The sequence below is a fragment of the Pseudoxanthomonas sp. Root630 genome (assembly GCF_001427585.1).
Taxonomy (GTDB): Bacteria; Pseudomonadota; Gammaproteobacteria; order Xanthomonadales; family Xanthomonadaceae; genus Pseudoxanthomonas_A.
In genome coordinates, this window is sequence record NZ_LMGY01000017.1 from 117,923 (window position 1) to 136,030 (window position 18,108).

Below are 18,108 nucleotides of genomic sequence, written 5' to 3' on the forward strand. Positions count from 1 at the left end.
GGCCGGGCGCGACTGGCCCTGGCGGGCGCCACCGGGGCGGCCGTCGCGGCGCTGGCCGCCATGCTTCTTCGGGCCGGCGTGCGCGTGGCGCGGCGCATCGCCGTGCGGGCGACGCGCGTGCTTTTGCGGGCCGTTGCGGCGCGGGGTGCGCTCGCCACCCGGCAGGTCAGCCTTGCCCGGCGCGCTGTTGCCCCAGCGGATCGGCGTCTGCGGTTCGAAGCCCGGCACGTCGCGCAGGTCCATGTCGCGGTTGAGCAGGCGGACGATGGCGCGCAGGTACTTGGCTTCGTCCTGCGCCACCAGCGAGATCGCCTGGCCGGTCGAACCGTTGCGGCCGGTGCGGCCGATGCGGTGCACGTAGTCCTCGGCCACCATCGGCAGGTCGAAGTTGATCACCTGCGGCAGCTGGTCGATGTCGATGCCGCGCGCAGCGATATCCGTGGCGACCAGGACGTTGATCCGGCCGGCCTTGAAGTCGCTGAGCGCGCGCTGGCGGGCGCCCTGCGACTTGTTGCCGTGGATCGCCGCGGTCTTGATGCCGCTCTTCTCCAGGAACGTCGCCAGCTTGTCGCTGCCGTGCTTCGTGCGGGCGAACACCAGCGTCTGCAGGCGGCTGTCCTGCGCCAGCAGGTGCAGCAGCAGATCGCGCTTGCGGCTGCCGTCGACCGGGTGCACGCGATGGCTGATGGTTTCGGCCACCGTGTTCTTCGGCGTGACCTGGATCTGCTTCGGATCGTGCATGAACTCCAGCGCCAGCTCGCGGATCGGATCGGCGAAGGTCGCGGAGAACAGCATGGTCTGGCGGTTCTGGCGGGGCAGCTTGGCCAGGATGCGCTTGATCGACGGCAGGAAGCCCATGTCGAGCATGCGGTCGGCTTCGTCCAGCACCAGGATCTCGATGCCCGACAGGTCCACGCTGCGGCGCTCGAGGTGGTCGATCAGGCGGCCCGGGCAGGCGATCACCAGGTCCACGCCACGGCGCAGCGCGTCCAGCTGGTTGCCCATGCCGACGCCGCCGTAGATGGTGGTGCTGGGAATGCGCAGGTACTTGCCATAGCCACGCAGGCTGTCGTGCACCTGCACGGCCAACTCGCGGGTGGGCGTCAGCACCAGGGCGCGCGGCTTGCGCGGGCCGCCGCGCTGCACTTCCTGCGGGGTGGTGGCCAGGTACTGGATCAGCGGCAGGCCGAACGCGGCGGTCTTGCCGGTGCCGGTCTGGGCGCCGGCCAACAGGTCGTGGCCGGCCAGGGCCAGCGGGATGGCCTGTTCCTGGATGGGGGTGGGCTGGGTGTAGCCCTGTTCGTCCAGCGCGCGCAGCAGGGCGGGCGCCAGGCCCAAGGTTTCAAACGTCATTGTCTAAGCTCCAAAGCCGGTCGGCCGGACGCGCGCGCAACGCCGGCACAGAGGCGTGCGGCGGCATGGAACGCGCGGAATGCGGCAAGACCGTGACTCGAAGCGTTCCCTGAAACCGCGCTGCGAGAAGGGGTGCGGAGGCGCCAAAACGGCGCTACCGAGCTTGCGCAACGAAAGAAGTCGGAGCGGGGCGGGCGCGGGAATTCGCGTGGAATTCCCTGCGCCGGCGGACCATCGGGGAAACGAACGGCCGCAGGCAAGCGGCGCGCACTGTACCCGAATCCGCGCCTGAATGGGGGAACCCAGGCTGAAAGGGCGCGCTGCGACCGATTGTCGCAGTACGGAAATCAAGGGCTTGCGGGCGTATCATGGCCCGTGAAGACCCACGTAGCCGACCGCCATGAGCCTTCGCATCCTCCGCCAGAACGACGCCCCGGTGCCCGGTACAACGGCCGGCGACGCCGTGGCCTGCCAGGCCGCGCGCGGCTGCAGCGGCTGCCTGGTCAGGCACCTGGCCGTCTGTGCGGCACTGCCGGTGCAGAAAGCCCACGCGATGGAATCGCTGGCCGACGACGTGAGGCTGGTGGCCGGTGAAGCGCTGGTGCGTGAAGGCGAGCCCCGCCGTGGCGTGTTCACGGTGACCAAGGGCGCCTTGCGCCGGATCCGCCTGCTGGCCGACGGCCGTCGACTGGTGGCCGGCTTCCTGATGCCGGGCGATTTCATCGGCTTCAGCGGCACCTCGCATTACAAGCACACCATCGAGTCGATCACCGACAGCACCCTGTGCGAGTTCTCGATGGCCGACATGCGCAGCTTGTGCAACGACCATCCCGAGCTGGAGCGCGAACTGCTCGAGCGCGCCTGCGTGGAGCTGGACGCCACGCGCGGCAACCTGATGTCGCTCGCGCGCCTGAACCCGATGGAGCGGCTGGCCGGCTTCCTCGTCGACATGGCGCAGCGCCGCCGTCGCCAAGGCCAGGACGACACCGAAGTGATCCTGCCGATGACGCGCACCGACATCGCCGACTACCTGGGCCTGACCGTGGAAACCGTCAGCCGCAGCTTCACCCGCCTGCGCCAGGAAGGCAGCATCGCCACCGACGACCCGCACCACGTGCGCCTGCTCAACCGCGCGCGCCTGGACGCATTGGCCGAAGCGCGGGGCTGACCGTCCCGGGATTCGTGGGATCCCCGCTTGTGGGAGCGACGTAAGTCGCGAAAGTCCGCCAGTAAAGCTTCATCGCGACTTACGTCGCTCCCACACCCCAGTGCGCCTCACTCCCGCACCCGCTTCCCACCCCGCAACCGATAAGCGCCTCCGCCACGCCATCCGAGCGTCGCATGAGGAAGGCAACATCGCCCGACGACCCGCACCATGTGCGCCTGCTCAACCGTGCGCGCCTGGACGCGTTGGCCGAAGCGCGGGGCTGTCCGTCCCGGGATTCGTGGGATCCCCGCTTGTGGGAGCGACGTAAGTCGCGAAAGTCCGCCAGTAGAGCTTCATCGCGACTTACGTCGCTCCCACACCCCAGTGCGCCTCACTCCCGCACCAGCCTCCCATCCCGCAACCGGTATCGCGCATCCGCCACGCCATCCGGCAGCGCCGCATGGCTGATGATCAGCGCGCTGCGTCCACGCGCGGCATCGGCGAAATCCAGCATCAGCGCGTCGGCCGTGTCCTGGTCCAGACCTTCGGTGGGTTCGTCGAGCAGCAGCAGAGGGGCATCGCGCAGCAGCGCGCGCGCCAGCGCCAGACGGCGCGCCTGGCCGGCGGACAGTGTGGCGCCGTTCTCGCCGACCCACGCATCGAGGCCATCGGTCAGGCCGCGGACGTGCGCCTCCAGCCGCACTTGGGCGAGGACGGACCACAGTCGCGCGTCGTCGGCATCCGGATCGCCGAGCTGCAGGTTCTCGCGCACGCTGCCCGAAAAGACCGGTGCGTCCTGCGGCAGCCACGCGATGCGCGCATGCCAGTCCACGGGTGCCAGCATGCGCAGGTCGGCACCGGCGAACGAGACCTCGCCCGTCTGCGGTTCGCACAGCCCGAGCACCAGCGCCACGAGCGAGGACTTGCCCGCGCCGCTGTCGCCGGCGATGACCACATGCTCGCCGGGCTCGACGCGCAGCATCGCGTGGTCGAGAACACGGCGCGAAGTGCCGGGCCAGGCGAATGTCACCGCGTTCAGTGCGAGCACGCCTTGCGCTGCAGGCTCGCTATTGCCAGCACCGCGATGCGGATCGGAAACCTCGACCACGTCCTCCAGTCGCCGCGCGGCGATGGCCGCCGCGTGCCACGCTTGCCAGGCAGGCGCGATGGCGCTGCAGGCATCCAGCACCGCGACCGTCATGAAGAACAGGCCGCCTGCGAGCGCGGCATCGAGTCGTCCCGCGTCCACCGCCGACAGCAGCAGCCACAGCATCGCGGGCAGTGCGCACGCGCCCACCACTGCCTGCAGCAGCGTGGCATCGGCGAGCCGGCGGCGGCGCAGGCCATCCCAGTGCGCGACGTCGCGACTGCGCGCGTCGAGGCCTTGCAGCCAAGCGGATGTCGCTTCCATCGCCGCCAGGTCCACCTGGCCCTCGATGCCTTCCTGCACGCCCGCGCGCAGTCGCGTGCGCGCGCCGGCGCGGGCGTCTTCGAGTGCGGCGGCACGACGGATCGACCACCAGGGCGCCGCTACGCCGAGCAGCAACAGCGTCACCAGCAGCACGCCACCCGCCGTGGGCAGCACGCAGGTCGCGAGGCCCACCGCCAGCGCGCACAACGCCAGCACGGCGAGCAGGGGGCCGACGGCACGGACGAGCCGTCCGTCCACCGCCTCGATGTCGGCCAGCAATCGCGTGACCAGCTCGCCGACGCGGTGGCGCCCGAGCCCCAGCGGCGCCAGCGGCAGCGCGCGGCGGAAGAACCACACCCGCAGGTCGCGCGCGATGCGCAGCGTGGCGTCGTGGCCCACCAGCTTTTCCGCATACCGCGACAGGATGCGCACGAAGGTCAGTGCGCGGATGCCGGCGGACGGACCGAAGAAGTTGAAGCCGAGCGCGCCGGTGCCCGCGAGTGCGGCCGCCGTCAGGAAATGCCCCGACACCGCGAGCAATGCGGTGCCTGCCAGCAACGTCAGCAGCAGCAAGACCACGGCCAGCGTCGCGAGGCGGCGATGGACGCGCAGGACATCACGCAGGCGAGGCTCCTGTGCGTTCAAGCGCCGTCCTCTGCCGTGCTCAACCGGCCGTCGTGCACGCGCCACATCGTCGCCATGGCCGCCATGGCGGCCGCGCTGTGCGTCGCCATCACGACGCAGCGCCCTTCGGCGAAGCGGACGATCGCCTGCAGCACAGCGGCTTCGGTGTCGGGGTCGAGAAAGGCGGTGGGCTCGTCGAGCAGCAGCAGGTCCGGTGAGCGAAGGAACACGCGCGCCAGTGCCACGCGCCTCGCTTCGCCTCCCGACAGCCCGAATCCACGCTCGCCGATCACGGTATCCAGTCCGTCCGGCAGCCGGTCGGCGAAGCGGAGCACCTGGGCGGCATCGGCGGCGGCGCGCAGTTCCTCGTCGCTCGCCTCGGGCCTGGCCATCCGCAGGTTGTCGCGCAGGCTGCCGGCGAACAGGAACGGCCGCTGTGGTGCGTAGCCGATGCGCAGGCCAGGCATGCGGACCAGCTCGCCCGCGGTCGACGGCACGAGGCCGGCCAGCACATCGAGCAGGGTGCTCTTGCCGCCACCGCTGGGACCGGCGAGCGCCACGCGCTGCCCGCGTCGCAAGGCGATGTCGGCGTCGTGCAATGCATCGCGCGCTGCACCGGCGTGCCGCACCGCCACGCCGCGTGCGACGACCAGGGGTGTCGAAGCATCGTTGACGTGCGGGGTTCGCTCGGAAGGTGAGTGTTCCGGCGTGTCGAGCAGTGTGCCGAGCTCGTCCATGGCCGCGCGTGCGCCCGCGCGGTCGTGGTAGTGCGTGGCGAGCCGGCGCAGCGGCGCGTAGAACTCCGGCGCGAGCAGCAGGCAGAACACGCCCGCGCCCAGCGTGAGCGGCGCGGTACGCAGGTCGAGCATGCCGAGATAGCTCAGGCCCAGGTACAGCGCGATCATCGCCACGCTGAGCGAGGCGAAGAATTCCAGCGCCGCCGACGACAGGAAGGCGATGCGCAACACGCGCAGGCTGCGCACGCGCAGTTCCTCGGCGGCGGCGCGGATGCCTTGCAGCTCGGCATCGCCACGCCCGTAGATGCGGATCAACCCGAGTCCGCGCAGGCGGTCGGCGAAGTGGCCCCCCATCCGCGCCAGCGCCTGCAACTGGCGGCGACTGGCAGCTTCGGCGCCCCAGCCGACCAGCATCATGAACACCGGCACCAGCGGCATCGTCAGCAGCAAGACCAGTCCGACGGTGCGATCCACCGCGAACACGGCCAGCAGGATCGCCAGCGGAACACCGATGACTTCCGCCCGCACCAGTACGAAACCGCCGTAGTAGCCCTCGACCGCATCGACATGCGCGCCCAGGTGTTCGGCGAGCGCGCCGCTCTGCTGCATGCGCGCCCATGCCGGACCGCGTGCCACCACCGCGCGTGCCAGGCGTGCGCGCAAGGCGATACGGATGCGTTCCACCGCATGGTCGGCCCAGCGCCGGCCTGCCCAACCCAGCAGTGCACGCGCGACGAGCACGGCGAGCAACGCGACGAGCAGCGGTGCCTGTGCCGCCGCCGATGCGCCGTCGACGAAGACGCGCTGGATGCACGTCGCGATCAACGCCGCCTGCGGCACCAGCAGCATGCCTGCCAGCACGGCGCAGGTGCTGGCGCCCCGCAAGGGCAACGCGGCGGCGTGGCCCAACGCCTTCAGGCGTGACGCGGCGGCCGGTGTCGGCGTCTGGCCGGTAGCGGTCTCGCTCATGCCGGCAGAGGCTGGCAACCCAGCGCGGCGAGGATGCCGTGCAACGCGGGATGCCGCATCAGCCAGGGCGATGCGACGGTCAGCACACCGGCAGCCAGCACGAAGCCGGCGGCCACGCGCCTGAACGCCGGTTGCTGCCAACGCCGGCTCAGGCGTGCGCCCGACCACGTCAGCGTCACCATCATCGGTAACGTGCCCAGGCCGAAGGCCGCCATCGTCAGCGCGGCATCGCGCGCGTTCGCCTGCAGCCATGCCACCGTCAGCAGGCTGAGGCTCAACCCGCACGGCAGCCAGCCCCACAGTGCGCCTGCGGCGAGGCGGCGCGGCAGCGTGTTGGCGGGCAGGACGCGTGCATGCAGTGGTCGCAACACCTGCCAGATCTTCGCGCCGGGGCGCGCGAGGAAATCCAGTCGCCCGCGCTGGTCGAGCAGCCGCAGCGCCAGCACCACGAGTGCAAGGCCCACGCCGATGCGCATCGCCAGCACCGCGGTGTCATGACGGGCGAGCGCGAGCAGGCCGCCACCGAATGCGCCGACGAGCGCGCCGGCCAGCGCATAGCCGGCCACGCGACCCAGGTTCAGCTGCAACGCTTCGCGCCAACCCTGGCGGGACGACATTGCGGAGAAACCGGTGGCGATGCCGCCGCACATCACCGCACAGTGCGTGCTGCCCACCAGCCCCGCGAGCAGCGCGGCGAGTAGGACGGGAACATCAGGCCCCATCGTCGCCTTCACGCGGGGCGGCGGCGGGTGGAGCGGTCGGGCGCGGCGGTGCGTCGTCGAGGATGTCGAGCGCCGGCGTATCCAGATCGTCGAACTGGCCCTTGCGCACGGCCCAGGCGAACGCGGCGATCGCCAGCCCGAGCAGGAGCAGGCTGATCGGCAGCAGCATCAGCAGGATGTTCATGCGGCGAGTCTCCGGTCGTCGCGCGCCAAGCGCAGCGCATTGACGGTCACGACCAACGAGGATACCGCCATGCCCAGCGCGGCGATCCACGGCGTGACCAGGCCGGCCGCCGCCAGCGGGACGGCGAGCAGGTTGTAGCCCGCCGACCAGGCCAGGTTCTGCTTCACCAGCTTGCGCGCCAGGCGCGCCACGCGCACCGCGTCGGCGATGCGCAGCAGCGAGGGGCCGGTGGCGACCAGGTCCGCCGCCTGTTGCGCGAGCGGCGCGCCTTCGCCCATCGCGATGGACACGTCCGCGCCGGCCAGTACCGGCGCGTCGTTGAGGCCGTCGCCGACCATCGCCACGATGCGGCCTTCCTGCTGCAACTGGCGCACGCGCGCCAGCTTGTCCTCGGGCGACTGCCGCGCGAGCGGCGAGGCGATGCCGAGCGCATGCGCCAGGCGCTGCACCGCGGCGTCGCTGTCGCCGCTGGCCAGGTGCAATTGCAGCCCCTGCGCGCGGAGCGCATCGAGGGCGGCCGCCGCGTCCTCGCGGGGGCGCTCGTTCAAGGTGAAGCGCGCCACGCCGTATGTGCCGTCGCCCAACCAGAGTCCGCCATCATCCGCGCGGCCGGCGGCCCAGTCGGCCCGGCCGAAGCGCCAGTGGCGGCCATCCACGTCGCCTTCCACACCGCTTCCCGGATGCGCGACGACCGCCTGTGCCGACGCGCGGATATCGACGTCCGCGAACGCCGATGCGATCGGGTGGCCGCTGTCCTTCTCGAGTGCCGCGGCGATACGGGTCGCCGCGTCGGCATCCACGCCATTGAAGACGTCGACCGCCACGCGCGCCGGGCGGCCGTCGCTGAGCGTGCCGGTCTTGTCGAACACCATGTCGGTGGCGCGCGCCAGCGTGTCGAGCGCTTCCGGCCTGGTCGCCAGCACGCCGCAGCGCGCCAGCGCGCCATGCGCCGCGGCCAGCACGGCCGGCACCGACAGCGACAGGGCGCACGGGCAGCTGATGACCAGCAGCGCCAGCGTGACTTCGAATGCGCGCTCGGGCTGGTACATCCGCCAGCCTGCGTAGACGCACACGGCGAGCACCAGCAGGCTGACCACGAAATGGCGGCCGACACGGTCGGCCAGGCGCGCCATCGGCGGGCGATGGCCCTGCGCGCGATCCACCAGCTCGGCGAGCTGCGACAGGCGCGTGGCGGTGCCCGTGGCGGTGGCGCGCAGCCGCGCGGGGCGCTCGCGGCAGGTGGTGCCGGCGTACACGGTATCGCCGACACGCCGCCGCACCGGGCGCGATTCGCCGGTCAGCAGGGCTTCTTCGAAGTCCGCATCCTGGTCCAGCAGCACGCCGTCGGCCGGCACGCCGTCGCCGGCGGCCACGCAGACCGTGTCGCCGATGCGCAACGCGGACGGCGGCACGGATTCGCGCGTGCCGTCCGCGCGTTCGCGGGTGGCGAAGACCGGTTGCGCGCGCGCCAGCGCATCGACCTGCGCGGTGGCCACGTTGCGCGCGCGTTGCTCCAGCATGCGCGCGGCCAGCAGCAGGAAGACGAACATCACCGCCGCGTCGTACCAGACGTGGGTGCCGCCGCGGATCGTTTCCGCGAGGCTGGCGAAATAGGCCAGCAGCGTGGAGCTGGCGATCAGCGTGTCCATGCCGAGGTGGCGGGCGCGCAGTTCGCGCGCCATGCCGGCGAGGAAGGGCCAGCCGCTGTAGAACACCACCGGCGTGCTGACCAGGAACGTCAGCCAGCGGAACAGGTCGCGCGTGGGCAGCGGCATCGTCGCGTTGACGTCCAGGTACAGCGCCTCGGCCAGCATCATCGCCTGCAGCGAACCCAGGCCGGCGACACCCAGGCGCAGCAGCCAGCGTCGGCGTTCGGACAGGCGGGCCTGTTCGCGCGCGTCGCCGGTGGCGAGGTAGGGCCGGTAGCCGAGCATCGCCAGGCGCTCCAACAGCGCGGACAGTTTCGTGCGCGCGGGATCCCAGCTGATGCGGATGCGCCCGGTGACGGCGTTCGCGGTGGTGTCGAGCACGCCGGTTTCGCGGGCGAGGGCGCGGTCGATCAGCCAGGCGCAGGCGGCGCAGCGCATGCCGTCGGTGAGCAGCACGATCTCGCGGCCGCCCTCGATCGCGCGGCTGTGTTCGTCGAGCAGCTCGGGGCGATCCCAACTGTCCAGATCGCTGCGCGTGGCCTGCACGCGATTGGCGGCGGCGCTGCGCAAGCGATAGTAGCTGCCGAGGTCGGCGTCTTCGATCCACGCGGCGGCGGCGGCGCAGCCGTCGCAACAGAACGCATGCCCGCCTTCGATCCGTGCCGTCGTGCCGTCGGCGACGGGTTCGCCACAGTGATGGCACCGCGCGACCGACATATCCATGCGCGGGCGCTCAACCGCCCCCGTGCGACGGCGCCAGGCGGACGGCCTGCGTGTCCTTCTGCAATCGGCCGCGGATGCGCCAGCTGCCGTCCAGCGGCGAGAGCTGCACGTTCCAGTCGTGCGCGGTGTCGACCTCGGCCGGCGCGCGCCAGCCGGCGGTGTCGCGGGCCAGCGGCAGGCTCATGTCCTGCGCCGCTTCGGTCGGGTGGGCCAGCGTCAGCACCAGCGGCGAGGTGCCGGCGAAATCGCCCGTCACCGTGGTCAGTTCCACGTGGTCGCCACGCACCTGCACGATCGCGCTCAGCTTGCGCCGCGCCGCATTGTCGTCCGGGCCGAGGTCGGTGGTCTGGATCTGCGAGACGCGCTGCACGTCGTCGATGACGGGGTCGGCGCCACCGGCGCGCACGGCGGTCACCACCAGCCAGATGCCGGCAACGACGGAGGCCAAGGGCAAGCCCCAGACCAGCCACACCATGGGTTCTTTCCAGAAGGGGCGGCCGGCGCCGGCGGGTGAGGAGGGTTGCGTCGTCATTGGATGGGTCCGAAGTAGCTGCTTTCCACGGTCTTTTCGGTGCCGGTGTCGAGGTCGCGCACGGTGAACGTCACCGGATGGCGGCCCCGCACGTCGTTCGTCGCGGTCGCGGTGACGGCCAGCGACAGTACCTCTTCCGGTGCGGCCTTCACGGTGAGGTCGCCATCGCGCAGGGCGATGCCGGCGGTGCCGGACGCCAGCGTCACCCGGTAGGCATGCGCCTGCTGGTCCTTGTTCACCAGTTTGAGGGTGTAGCTGTTTTCGACGTGGCCGCCCGACACTTCGCGATACAGCGCGTTGCGGTCGCGCAGGACTTCCGCGATCAGCACGTCGCGATTGAATACGCCCCAGCCCCACGCCATCACCAGCGCCAGCAGGATGGCGCCATAGACGAAGATGCGCGGCCGCAGCACCTTCGACGGCTTGCCGTCGATGGCGTTCTGGGTGGTGTAGCGGATCAGTCCGTGCGGATAGCCCATTTTGTCCATCACGTCATCGCAGGCGTCGATGCACGCGCCGCACGCGATGCATTCGTACTGCAGGCCGTTGCGGATATCGATGCCGGTGGGGCACACCTGCACGCAGATCGTGCAGTCGATGCAGTCGCCCAACTGCTCGGGGACGAACTTGGGCAGCGGCTCGATCACCGCGCCGGCGCCGGCGAAGGTGATGGTGCCGTGCGCACCGAGGCGCTGGTCGGCAAGGCTGGGATGCGCGGCGGCGCGCATCACGTAGTCGTAGGCGGTCGTGTTCTCCAGCAGGCCGCGGGCGCGTTCCAGCACGCTGCCCAGGCCGCGCTTGCGCGGGCCGCGCGGTTCGCCGCGCATCGGGTCGTAGGCGATGATCAGGGTGTTGCGGTCGAACATCGCCGCCTGGAAGCGCGCGTACGGGCACATGTACTTGCAGACCTGCTCGCGCAGGAAGCCGGCGAACCCCCACGTGGCCAGCGCGTAGAAGAACACCCAGAAGGTTTCCCAGCCGCCCCAGGCGAACGGCCACAGGCGCGCGCCCAGATCGGTGATGGGCGTGAAGAAACCGACGAAGGTGAAACCCGTCCACAGCGCGAACACGGCCCACAACACATGCTTGCCACCCTTGCGCAGCAGCTTGTTCGCGCTCCAAGGCGCCGCATCCAGCTTCATGCGCGCGCTGCGGTCGCCTTCGGTCCAGCGCTCCATCCACAGGAACACTTCGGTCCACACCGTCTGCGGGCAGGCGTAGCCGCACCACAGGCGGCCGGCGAGCGCGGTGAAGAAGAACAGGGCCATCGCCGCGATGATCAGCAGCACGGCCAGCAGCAGGAAATCCTGCGGCCAGAACACCAGGCCGAAGACGTAGAACTTGCGCGCGGGCAGGTCGAACAGCACCGCCTGGCGGTCGTCCCACTTCAACCACGGGAACACGTAGTACATGCCCAGCAGCCACCAGACGGCCGCCACGCGCAGGCGGTTGAGCGTGCCCGCCACGTCGCGCGGATACACCTTGCGTTCGCTGACGTAGAACGAGTTGCCCTGTGCGTCGACCACATCCAGGGGGATGCGGCGCTTGCTGTCGGGAGCAGGGGAGGGAGGCGAGGCTGGCGTGGACATGGCAGTGTCTGTCTTGGCTGGCATCATGCTCGCGCCGCGCGGGCGCGCGAGGGAGCGACGGTTTGTCGCAGGCGGCGCTTGCTCAGTCGGGCGGCAGCGCGCGGTTGAAGCGGCTCGCGGGGCGCAGCAGGATCCAGGTGAACAGGCTGCTGGCCGCGGTGGCCAGCCAGAACATGAAGAAACCCAGCGTGTAGCCGAGTTCGCGGCTGATCGCCAGGTCGGGGAAGGTCATGTCGCGCAGCGTCAGCGGATCGACGAAGGCGAAGAACACCATCGTCGCCACGCCGGCGGCGAAGAAGCTGGGCCAGAGCACCGCCCCGACGCGCTGCGCGAGCGGCCGGGGCGGGTGGTCGAGACGGGGCTCGGTGAAATCGGTCATTTCGCGCCGGCTGCCGCCTGACCCTCCTTGTGCGAGAGCGACCAGACATACGAGGCCACGAGGCGCGCGCGGGTTTCGCCCAGCAGTTCGCGGTGGGCGGGCATCACGCCATGGCGACCCTTGGTGATGGTGGTGCGCATGCTTTCCTTGCTGTTCCCGTACAGCCAGTAGTCGTCGGTCAGGTCGGGGGCGCCCAGTTCCTGGTTGCCCTTGCCGTCCACGCCGTGGCAGGCCACGCAGAGGCCATCGTACAGCGGCTTGCCCTGGGCGGCCATGAAGTTGTTCTTCATGCCTTCCTGCGGGTTGCCGAGCACGTTGACGTAGGCGACGACGTAGTCGACCGCGTTCTCGCCGCCCATGTTGGTCAGCGCAGTGCCCCATTCCGGCATCACGCCCTCGCGACCGTCCAGCACCGTCTGCAGCACCAGGTCCGGCGTGCCGCCCCAATGCCAGATGTTGTCGCTGAGGTTGGGGTAGCCGATGGCGCCCTGGCCCGTGGAGCCGTGGCAGGTGGCGCAGGTGTTGTTGAAGATGGACTGCCCCAGCGCCAGCGCCTTCGGATCCTGGGCGAGCTGGTCGATCGACTGCCCGGCGAAGGGCGCGAAGGTCGCCTCCAGCTTCTTGTCCTGCACCGCCTTCACCTGGTCGTGTTCGCCGGTGGACGACCACTTGGCGTAGCCGGGAATGATGCCCAGGCCGCCGTACCACGCGATGTAGCCGATGCTGAAGACGATGGTGATGTAGAAGAGGTTGATCCACCACTTCGGCAGCGGCTTGTTGTACTCGGTCAGGTCGCCATCCCACACATGCGACGTGTCTTCCGGTGCCGGGTCGCCGGGACGACGACGTCCGGTCCACCACAGCAGCCATACGCAGCCCAGGATGTTCAGTACGACCAGCGCGACGATGAACCAGATCCAGCCTGCGCTCATGGGTTGTTCTCCCCTTCCTCACCCAGCGGCATGCGCGCCGCATTCTCGAAATCCGCCTTGCGGCGCGGGCTCCACGCCCACACCCAGCCGGCGATGAAGAGCACGATCAGTGCCCCCGTGACGATCCCCGATACCATGGCTCAGCCTCCCCTCGGCGCGGCCTTGCCCAGCCCTTGCAGGTAGGCGACCACGGCGTCCAGTTCTGTCTTGCCTTCCACGTCGGTGGCGGCGTTGTTGATTTCCTCGTCCGTGTACGGGTCGCCGATGCGTTGCAGCGTCTTCATGCGCTGGGCGACCTCGGCGCCGTCGACCTTGGCGTTTTCCAGCCAGGGGAAGGACGGCATGTTCGATTCCGGCACCACGTCGCGCGGGTTCAGCAGGTGCACGCGGTGCCAGTCGTCGGAGTAGCGCCCGCCCACGCGGGCCAGGTCCGGTCCGGTGCGCTTGCTGCCCCACTGGAACGGGCGGTCGTAGACCGATTCGCCGGCCAGCGAGTAGTGGCCGTAGCGCTCGGACTCGAAGCGCAGCGTGCGGACCATCTGCGAGTGGCAGTTGTAGCACCCCTCGCGGATGTACACGTCGCGGCCGGCCAGTTGCAGCGCCGGGTAGGGCTTCACGCCTTCCAGCGGCTTGATGGCCTCGGCCTGGAACATCAGCGGGACGATTTCGGCCAGGCCGCCGAAGGACACCGCTACCGCGATCAGCACCGCCATCAGGCCGACGTTCTTCTCGACTTTCTCGTGTGGGTTCTCGTTCTTGCTCATGTCGTCAGTTCCTCAGGCGCGCGCTTGGCTGGCATCGGGCTGCAGGATCGGCTGCGGCGCGACGGACTTGGCTGCCTGGAAGGTCTTCCAGGTGTTCCAGGCCATCAGCAGCATGCCGGTGAAGACCAGCAGGCCGCCGCCCAGGCGGACCAGGTAGTAGGGGTAGGTGGCGTTCAGCGCTTCGACGAAGCTGTAGGTCAGCGTGCCGTCGGCGTTGGTGGCGCGCCACATCAGGCCCTGCATGACGCCGGCGATCCACATCGAGGCGATGTAGAACACCACGCCCAGCGTGTGCAGCCAGAAGTGCGTGTCGATGGCCTTGACCGAATGCATCTGCTCGCGGCCCAGCAGCTTGGGCAGCAGCGCATAGACCGAGCCGATGGTGATCATCGCCACCCAGCCCAGCGCCCCGGCATGCACGTGGCCGATGGTCCAGTCGGTGTAGTGGCTCAGCGAGTTGACCGTCTTGATCGACATCATGGGACCTTCGAAGGTCGACATCATGTAGAACGACAGCGAGACGATCAGGAACTTCAGGATCGGGTCGGTGCGCAGCTTGTGCCACACGCCGGAGAGCGTCATCACGCCGTTGATCGCGCCGCCCCAGCTGGGCGCCAGCAGGATCAGCGAGAACACCATGCCCAGGCTCTGCGCCCAGTCCGGCAGCGCCGTGTAGTGCAGGTGGTGCGGGCCGGCCCACATGTAGATGGCGATCAGCGCCCAGAAATGCACGATCGACAGGCGGTAGGAATAGATCGGGCGGCCGGCCTGCTTCGGCACGAAGTAGTACATCATCCCGAGGAAGCCGGCGGTCAGGAAGAAGCCCACCGCGTTGTGGCCGTACCACCACTGCACCATCGCGTCGACGGCGCCGCTGTAGACCGGGTAGGAATGCAGCAGGCCGCTGGGCAGGGCCAGGCTGTTGACGATGTGCAGCAGCGCCACCGCGATGATGTAGGCGCCGAAGAACCAGTTCGCCACGTAGATGTGCTTCACCGCGCGCTTGGCGATGGTGCCGAAGAACAGCACGGCGTAGGACACCCAGACCACCGCGATCAGCACGTCGATCGGCCAGATCAGTTCGGCGTATTCCTTGCCCTGGGTCAGGCCCAGCGGCAGCGACACCGCGGCGGCCACGATGACCAGCTGCCAGCCCCAGAACACGAAGGCCGCCAGCTTGTCCGAGATCAGCCGGACGTGGCTGGTCCGTTGCACCACGTGCAGGCTGGTGGCGAACAGCGCGCAGCCGCCGAACGCGAAGATCACCGCGTTGGTGTGCAGCGGGCGGAGCCGGCCGTAGCTCAGCCACGGCAGGTCGAAATTCAGGGCCGGCCAGTACAGCTGGGCGGCGATCAGCACCCCCACCAGCATCCCCACGATGCCCCAGACCACGGTCATCACCGTGAACTGGCGCACCACCTTGTCGTTGTAAGTCCCCTGGACGCCTTGCATGCGGCCTCTCCTATTCTGGTACGGTGGATTTTCGGGCCCGGCCAGCCGGGCCGCATTGATCAGGATCAACCCCCTCCCGCCGGCCGTTGGCCGGGGGCGCGCAGGATGCCGCAGGGCAGGGCGAAGGGGGGTGCGACAGATGGTCGCCCCCGTCCATGACAAGGTGAGGGCTAGAATCCCCGCCAGACCACCGGGAGCCGCATCCCCATGCCGGACATGACCGTCGTCGAACTGTCCCGTCTGCAATTCGCGCTGACGGCAATGTATCACTTCCTCTTCGTGCCCCTGACCCTGGGGCTGTCCTTCATGATCGCGATCATGGAGAGCGTCTACGTCATGACGGGGCGCGACATCTGGCGGCGCATGACCCTGTTCTGGGGCACGCTGTTCGGCATCAATTTCGCGATGGGCGTGGCCACCGGCATCGTGATGGAGTTCCAGTTCGGCATGAACTGGTCCTACTACAGCCATTACGTCGGCGACATCTTCGGCGCGCCGCTGGCCATCGAAGGCCTGATGGCGTTCTTCCTGGAAGCGACCTTCATCGGCCTGTTCTTCTTCGGCTGGGACAAGCTGAGCAAGGTGCAGCACCTGATGGTCACCTGGCTGGTCGCGCTGGGGTCGAACTTCTCGGCGCTGTGGATCCTGGTGGCCAACGGCTGGATGCAGAATCCGGTCGGCGCGGTCTTCAATCCCGAGACCATGCGCATGGAGATCACCGACTTCATGGCGGTGATCTTCAACCCGGTGGCGCAGGCCAAGTTCGTCCACACCGTGTCGGCCGGTTATGTCACCGGCGCGATGTTCGTGATGGCGATCAGTGCGTTCTACCTGCTGCGCGGGCGCAACGCCGACTTCGCCAAGCGCTCGATGGCGGTGGCCGCCAGCTTCGGCCTGGCCGCCGCGTTGTCGGTCGTCGTGCTGGGCGACGAGAGCGGTTACGCCACCAGCGAGCACCAGAAGATGAAGCTCGCCGCCATCGAGGCCATGTGGGAGACCGAACCCGCGCCGGCCGGCTTCAATGCCTTCGCCATTCCCGACCAGAAGAACCAGACCAACCACTACGCCCTGCACATCCCCTACGTGATGGGGCTGATCGGCACGCGTTCGTTCAATACCGAAATGCCGGGCATCCTGGAACTGGTGGAGCGCGCCGAGGGCCGCATCCGCAACGGCCTGATGGGCTACGACGCGCTGCAGAAGCTGCGGGCCAACCGCAACGACGGCACCGCGCGCTACATCTTCGAAGCGCACTGGCGCGACATCGGCCATGCGTTGCTGCTCAAGCGCTACCGCGAGGACATCGGCAACGCGACCGAAGAAGAGATCGCGCAGGCCGCGCACGACACCATCCCGCATGTCGCGCCGCTGTTCTGGAGTTTCCGGTTGATGGCCGGGCTGGGCTTCTACTTCATCGCCTTCTTCGCCGTCGCGTTCTACCTCGCCAGCCGGCAGCGGCTGGACAGGTACCGCTGGTTCCTCAAGGTGGCGTTCTGGAGCCTGCCCCTGCCGTGGTTGGCGATCGAGGCGGGGTGGCTGATCGCCGAATACGGCCGCCAACCCTGGATCATCGATGGCGTGCTGCCGACCTTCCTGGCCGCGTCGGGGCTGAAGCTGCACCAGATCATCATCACGCTCAGCGGCTTCGTGCTGATCTACACGGTGCTGGCCGTCATCGAGGTCTGGCTGATGCGCAAGCTGATCCTGAAGGGGCCCGAGCACCTGTCCGCGCCGGCCTCCGACGCCCCTGCGCCACAACCCGCCCTCGCGGGCTGACGGGAGACGATGCATGGACACCATTCCCCTCGACTACGCGACGCTGCGCCTGATCTGGTGGTTGCTGCTGGGCATCCTGCTGATCGGCTTCGCGGTGATGGACGGCTTCGACCTGGGCGTGGCCGCGCTGCTGCCCGCAGTGGCGCGCACCGATGAAGAACGCCGCATCGTGCTGAACGTCATCGGCCCGGTATGGGAGGGCAACCAGGTCTGGTTGATCCTCGGCGGCGGCGCGATCTTCGCGGCGTTCCCGCCGCTGTATGCGGTGAGTTTCTCCGGGTTCTACATCGCGATGTTCCTGATCCTGTTCGCGCTGATCCTGCGGCCGGTCGGGTTCAAGTTCCGCAGCAAGGTGCCCGATCCGCGCTGGCGCGCCGCGTGGGACTGGGCGCTGTTCGTCAGTGGGCTGGTGCCGGCGCTGGTGTTCGGTGTGGCGATGGGCAACGTGCTGCTTGGCGTGCCCTTCCATTTCGACGATACCTTGCGGGTGTTCTACGAAGGCGGGCTGTTCGGCTTGCTCACGCCGTTCGCGCTCTTGTGTGGCCTGGTCAGCGTGGCGATGCTGGTGATGCATGGCGCCGGCATGCTGGCGATGAAGACCTCCGGCGCCATCGCCGGACGTGCGCGGCGCTACGGCAGCCTCGCCGCGGTGGCGACGGCCGTGCTGTTCGTGATCGGCGGCGTCTGGGTCGCGCGCATCGACGGGTACGCGCTGCAGGTTGCGATGGATACCGCCGGTCCCTCGAATCCGCTCGCCAAGATCGCCGTGGCGCAGCCCGGCGCGTGGATGGACAACTACGCGCGCTGGCCGATCACCTGGCTGCTGCCGGCCCTCGGCGTGGCGGGCGCGCTGCTGAGCGCCGTGCTGCTGCGCATCGGGCGTGCCGGGCTGGCGTTCCTGGCATCTTCGATCAGCATCATCGGCATCATCCTGACCGAAGGCGTGGCGACGTTCCCGTTCCTGCTGCCGTCGTCCACGCAGGCCGGCTCCAGCCTGACGCTGTGGGATGCGTCGTCCAGCCACATGACGCTGTTCATCATGCTGCTGGCCACCGCGTTCTTCCTGCCCATCATCCTGCTCTATACCGCCTGGGTCTTCCGCGTACTGCGTGGCAAGGTCGACCAGGACGGGATGGGGCGCAACCCCAACGCCTACTGAGGAGGT

The 18,108-nt window shown here is 69.2% G+C and carries 15 protein-coding genes and 1 pseudogene; 3 read left to right on the top strand and 13 right to left on the bottom strand.

The annotated features are described in order from the left end of the window. Window positions 1-48 precede the first annotated feature (48 nt). Window positions 49-1,353 (bottom strand): annotated as a pseudogene (locus ASD72_RS15320) (DEAD/DEAH box helicase); the annotation flags it as partial. Window positions 1,354-1,753: 400 nt separating this feature from the next. On the opposite strand from ASD72_RS15320, the gene ASD72_RS15325 reads away from it, so the two are divergent. Continuing rightward, window positions 1,754-2,521 carry a Crp/Fnr family transcriptional regulator gene (locus ASD72_RS15325; RefSeq protein WP_056880827.1) on the top strand — a complete coding sequence of 256 codons (768 nt, stop codon included), beginning with the start codon at window positions 1,754-1,756 and terminating at the stop codon, window positions 2,519-2,521. Window positions 2,522-2,891: 370 nt separating this feature from the next. Here ASD72_RS15325 and cydC read toward each other — a convergent pair whose 3' ends face one another. The 12 genes from cydC to ccoN form a co-directional block, all read right to left on the bottom strand. Next, the gene (gene cydC, locus ASD72_RS15330; protein WP_056880828.1) at window positions 2,892-4,556 is read right to left on the bottom strand and encodes a thiol reductant ABC exporter subunit CydC; all 1,665 of its coding nucleotides are present in this window, start codon (window positions 4,554-4,556) and stop codon (window positions 2,892-2,894) included. Continuing rightward, window positions 4,553-6,241 carry a thiol reductant ABC exporter subunit CydD gene (gene cydD, locus ASD72_RS15335; protein WP_056880829.1) on the bottom strand — a complete coding sequence of 563 codons (1,689 nt, stop codon included), beginning with the start codon at window positions 6,239-6,241 and terminating at the stop codon, window positions 4,553-4,555. The genes cydC and cydD overlap by 4 nt, the downstream gene beginning before the upstream one ends. Beyond that, a complete protein-coding gene (locus ASD72_RS15340) occupies window positions 6,238-6,963 on the bottom strand; it encodes a sulfite exporter TauE/SafE family protein (protein WP_056880830.1) in 726 nt (241 codons plus the stop codon). Before ASD72_RS15340 ends, cydD begins: the two co-directional genes overlap by 4 nt. After that, window positions 6,953-7,147, bottom strand: coding sequence for a cbb3-type cytochrome oxidase assembly protein CcoS (gene ccoS, locus ASD72_RS15345; RefSeq protein ID WP_056880831.1), 195 nt, complete (start codon window positions 7,145-7,147; stop codon window positions 6,953-6,955). Before ccoS ends, ASD72_RS15340 begins: the two co-directional genes overlap by 11 nt. Further along, the gene (locus ASD72_RS15350; RefSeq protein WP_056880832.1) at window positions 7,144-9,519 is read right to left on the bottom strand and encodes a heavy metal translocating P-type ATPase; all 2,376 of its coding nucleotides are present in this window, start codon (window positions 9,517-9,519) and stop codon (window positions 7,144-7,146) included. The genes ccoS and ASD72_RS15350 overlap by 4 nt, the downstream gene beginning before the upstream one ends. Before the next feature lie 10 nt (window positions 9,520-9,529). Continuing rightward, entirely contained in the window at window positions 9,530-10,051 is a 522-nt protein-coding gene (locus tag ASD72_RS15355; protein ID WP_056880833.1) for a FixH family protein, read from the bottom strand. After that, window positions 10,048-11,640, bottom strand: coding sequence for a 4Fe-4S dicluster domain-containing protein (locus ASD72_RS15360; protein WP_056880834.1), 1,593 nt, complete (start codon window positions 11,638-11,640; stop codon window positions 10,048-10,050). The genes ASD72_RS15355 and ASD72_RS15360 overlap by 4 nt, the downstream gene beginning before the upstream one ends. A gap of 82 nt (window positions 11,641-11,722) precedes the next feature. Then, window positions 11,723-12,019 carry a hypothetical protein gene (locus ASD72_RS15365; protein ID WP_056880835.1) on the bottom strand — a complete coding sequence of 99 codons (297 nt, stop codon included), beginning with the start codon at window positions 12,017-12,019 and terminating at the stop codon, window positions 11,723-11,725. Next, window positions 12,016-12,951, bottom strand: coding sequence for a cytochrome-c oxidase, cbb3-type subunit III (gene ccoP, locus ASD72_RS15370; protein WP_056880836.1), 936 nt, complete (start codon window positions 12,949-12,951; stop codon window positions 12,016-12,018). Before ccoP ends, ASD72_RS15365 begins: the two co-directional genes overlap by 4 nt. Beyond that, a complete protein-coding gene (locus tag ASD72_RS20660; RefSeq protein ID WP_081420375.1) occupies window positions 12,948-13,088 on the bottom strand; it encodes a cbb3-type cytochrome c oxidase subunit 3 in 141 nt (46 codons plus the stop codon). The genes ccoP and ASD72_RS20660 overlap by 4 nt, the downstream gene beginning before the upstream one ends. A gap of 3 nt (window positions 13,089-13,091) precedes the next feature. Beyond that, window positions 13,092-13,715: a cytochrome-c oxidase, cbb3-type subunit II gene (gene ccoO, locus ASD72_RS15375; RefSeq protein WP_056880837.1), complete on the bottom strand. Its 624-nt coding sequence runs from the start codon at window positions 13,713-13,715 to the stop codon at window positions 13,092-13,094. Window positions 13,716-13,727: 12 nt separating this feature from the next. Further along, window positions 13,728-15,167: a cytochrome-c oxidase, cbb3-type subunit I gene (gene ccoN / locus ASD72_RS15380; RefSeq protein ID WP_056880838.1), complete on the bottom strand. Its 1,440-nt coding sequence runs from the start codon at window positions 15,165-15,167 to the stop codon at window positions 13,728-13,730. 207 nt (window positions 15,168-15,374) lie between these two features. On the opposite strand from ccoN, the gene ASD72_RS15385 reads away from it, so the two are divergent. Both ASD72_RS15385 and cydB read left to right on the top strand, forming a co-directional pair. Further along, window positions 15,375-16,943, top strand: coding sequence for a cytochrome ubiquinol oxidase subunit I (locus tag ASD72_RS15385; protein WP_056880839.1), 1,569 nt, complete (start codon window positions 15,375-15,377; stop codon window positions 16,941-16,943). A gap of 13 nt (window positions 16,944-16,956) precedes the next feature. Beyond that, window positions 16,957-18,102: a cytochrome d ubiquinol oxidase subunit II gene (cydB, locus tag ASD72_RS15390; protein WP_056880840.1), complete on the top strand. Its 1,146-nt coding sequence runs from the start codon at window positions 16,957-16,959 to the stop codon at window positions 18,100-18,102. Window positions 18,103-18,108 lie beyond the last annotated feature (6 nt).

Coding starts and splice junctions, on each gene's coding strand:
- ASD72_RS15325 (WP_056880827.1), top strand. CDS start 1,754: ATGAGCCTTCGCATCCTCCGCCAGAACGACGCCCCGGTGCCCGGTACA.
- cydD (WP_056880829.1), bottom strand. CDS start 6,241: ATGAGCGAGACCGCTACCGGCCAGACGCCGACACCGGCCGCCGCGTCA.
- ASD72_RS15340 (WP_056880830.1), bottom strand. CDS start 6,963: ATGGGGCCTGATGTTCCCGTCCTACTCGCCGCGCTGCTCGCGGGGCTG.
- ccoS (WP_056880831.1), bottom strand. CDS start 7,147: ATGAACATCCTGCTGATGCTGCTGCCGATCAGCCTGCTCCTGCTCGGG.
- ASD72_RS15350 (WP_056880832.1), bottom strand. CDS start 9,519: ATGGATATGTCGGTCGCGCGGTGCCATCACTGTGGCGAACCCGTCGCC.
- ASD72_RS15355 (WP_056880833.1), bottom strand. CDS start 10,051: ATGACGACGCAACCCTCCTCACCCGCCGGCGCCGGCCGCCCCTTCTGG.
- ASD72_RS15360 (WP_056880834.1), bottom strand. CDS start 11,640: ATGTCCACGCCAGCCTCGCCTCCCTCCCCTGCTCCCGACAGCAAGCGC.
- ASD72_RS15365 (WP_056880835.1), bottom strand. CDS start 12,019: ATGACCGATTTCACCGAGCCCCGTCTCGACCACCCGCCCCGGCCGCTC.
- ccoP (WP_056880836.1), bottom strand. CDS start 12,951: ATGAGCGCAGGCTGGATCTGGTTCATCGTCGCGCTGGTCGTACTGAAC.
- ASD72_RS20660 (WP_081420375.1), bottom strand. CDS start 13,088: ATGGTATCGGGGATCGTCACGGGGGCACTGATCGTGCTCTTCATCGCC.
- ccoO (WP_056880837.1), bottom strand. CDS start 13,715: ATGAGCAAGAACGAGAACCCACACGAGAAAGTCGAGAAGAACGTCGGC.
- ccoN (WP_056880838.1), bottom strand. CDS start 15,167: ATGCAAGGCGTCCAGGGGACTTACAACGACAAGGTGGTGCGCCAGTTC.
- ASD72_RS15385 (WP_056880839.1), top strand. CDS start 15,375: ATGCCGGACATGACCGTCGTCGAACTGTCCCGTCTGCAATTCGCGCTG.
- cydB (WP_056880840.1), top strand. CDS start 16,957: ATGGACACCATTCCCCTCGACTACGCGACGCTGCGCCTGATCTGGTGG.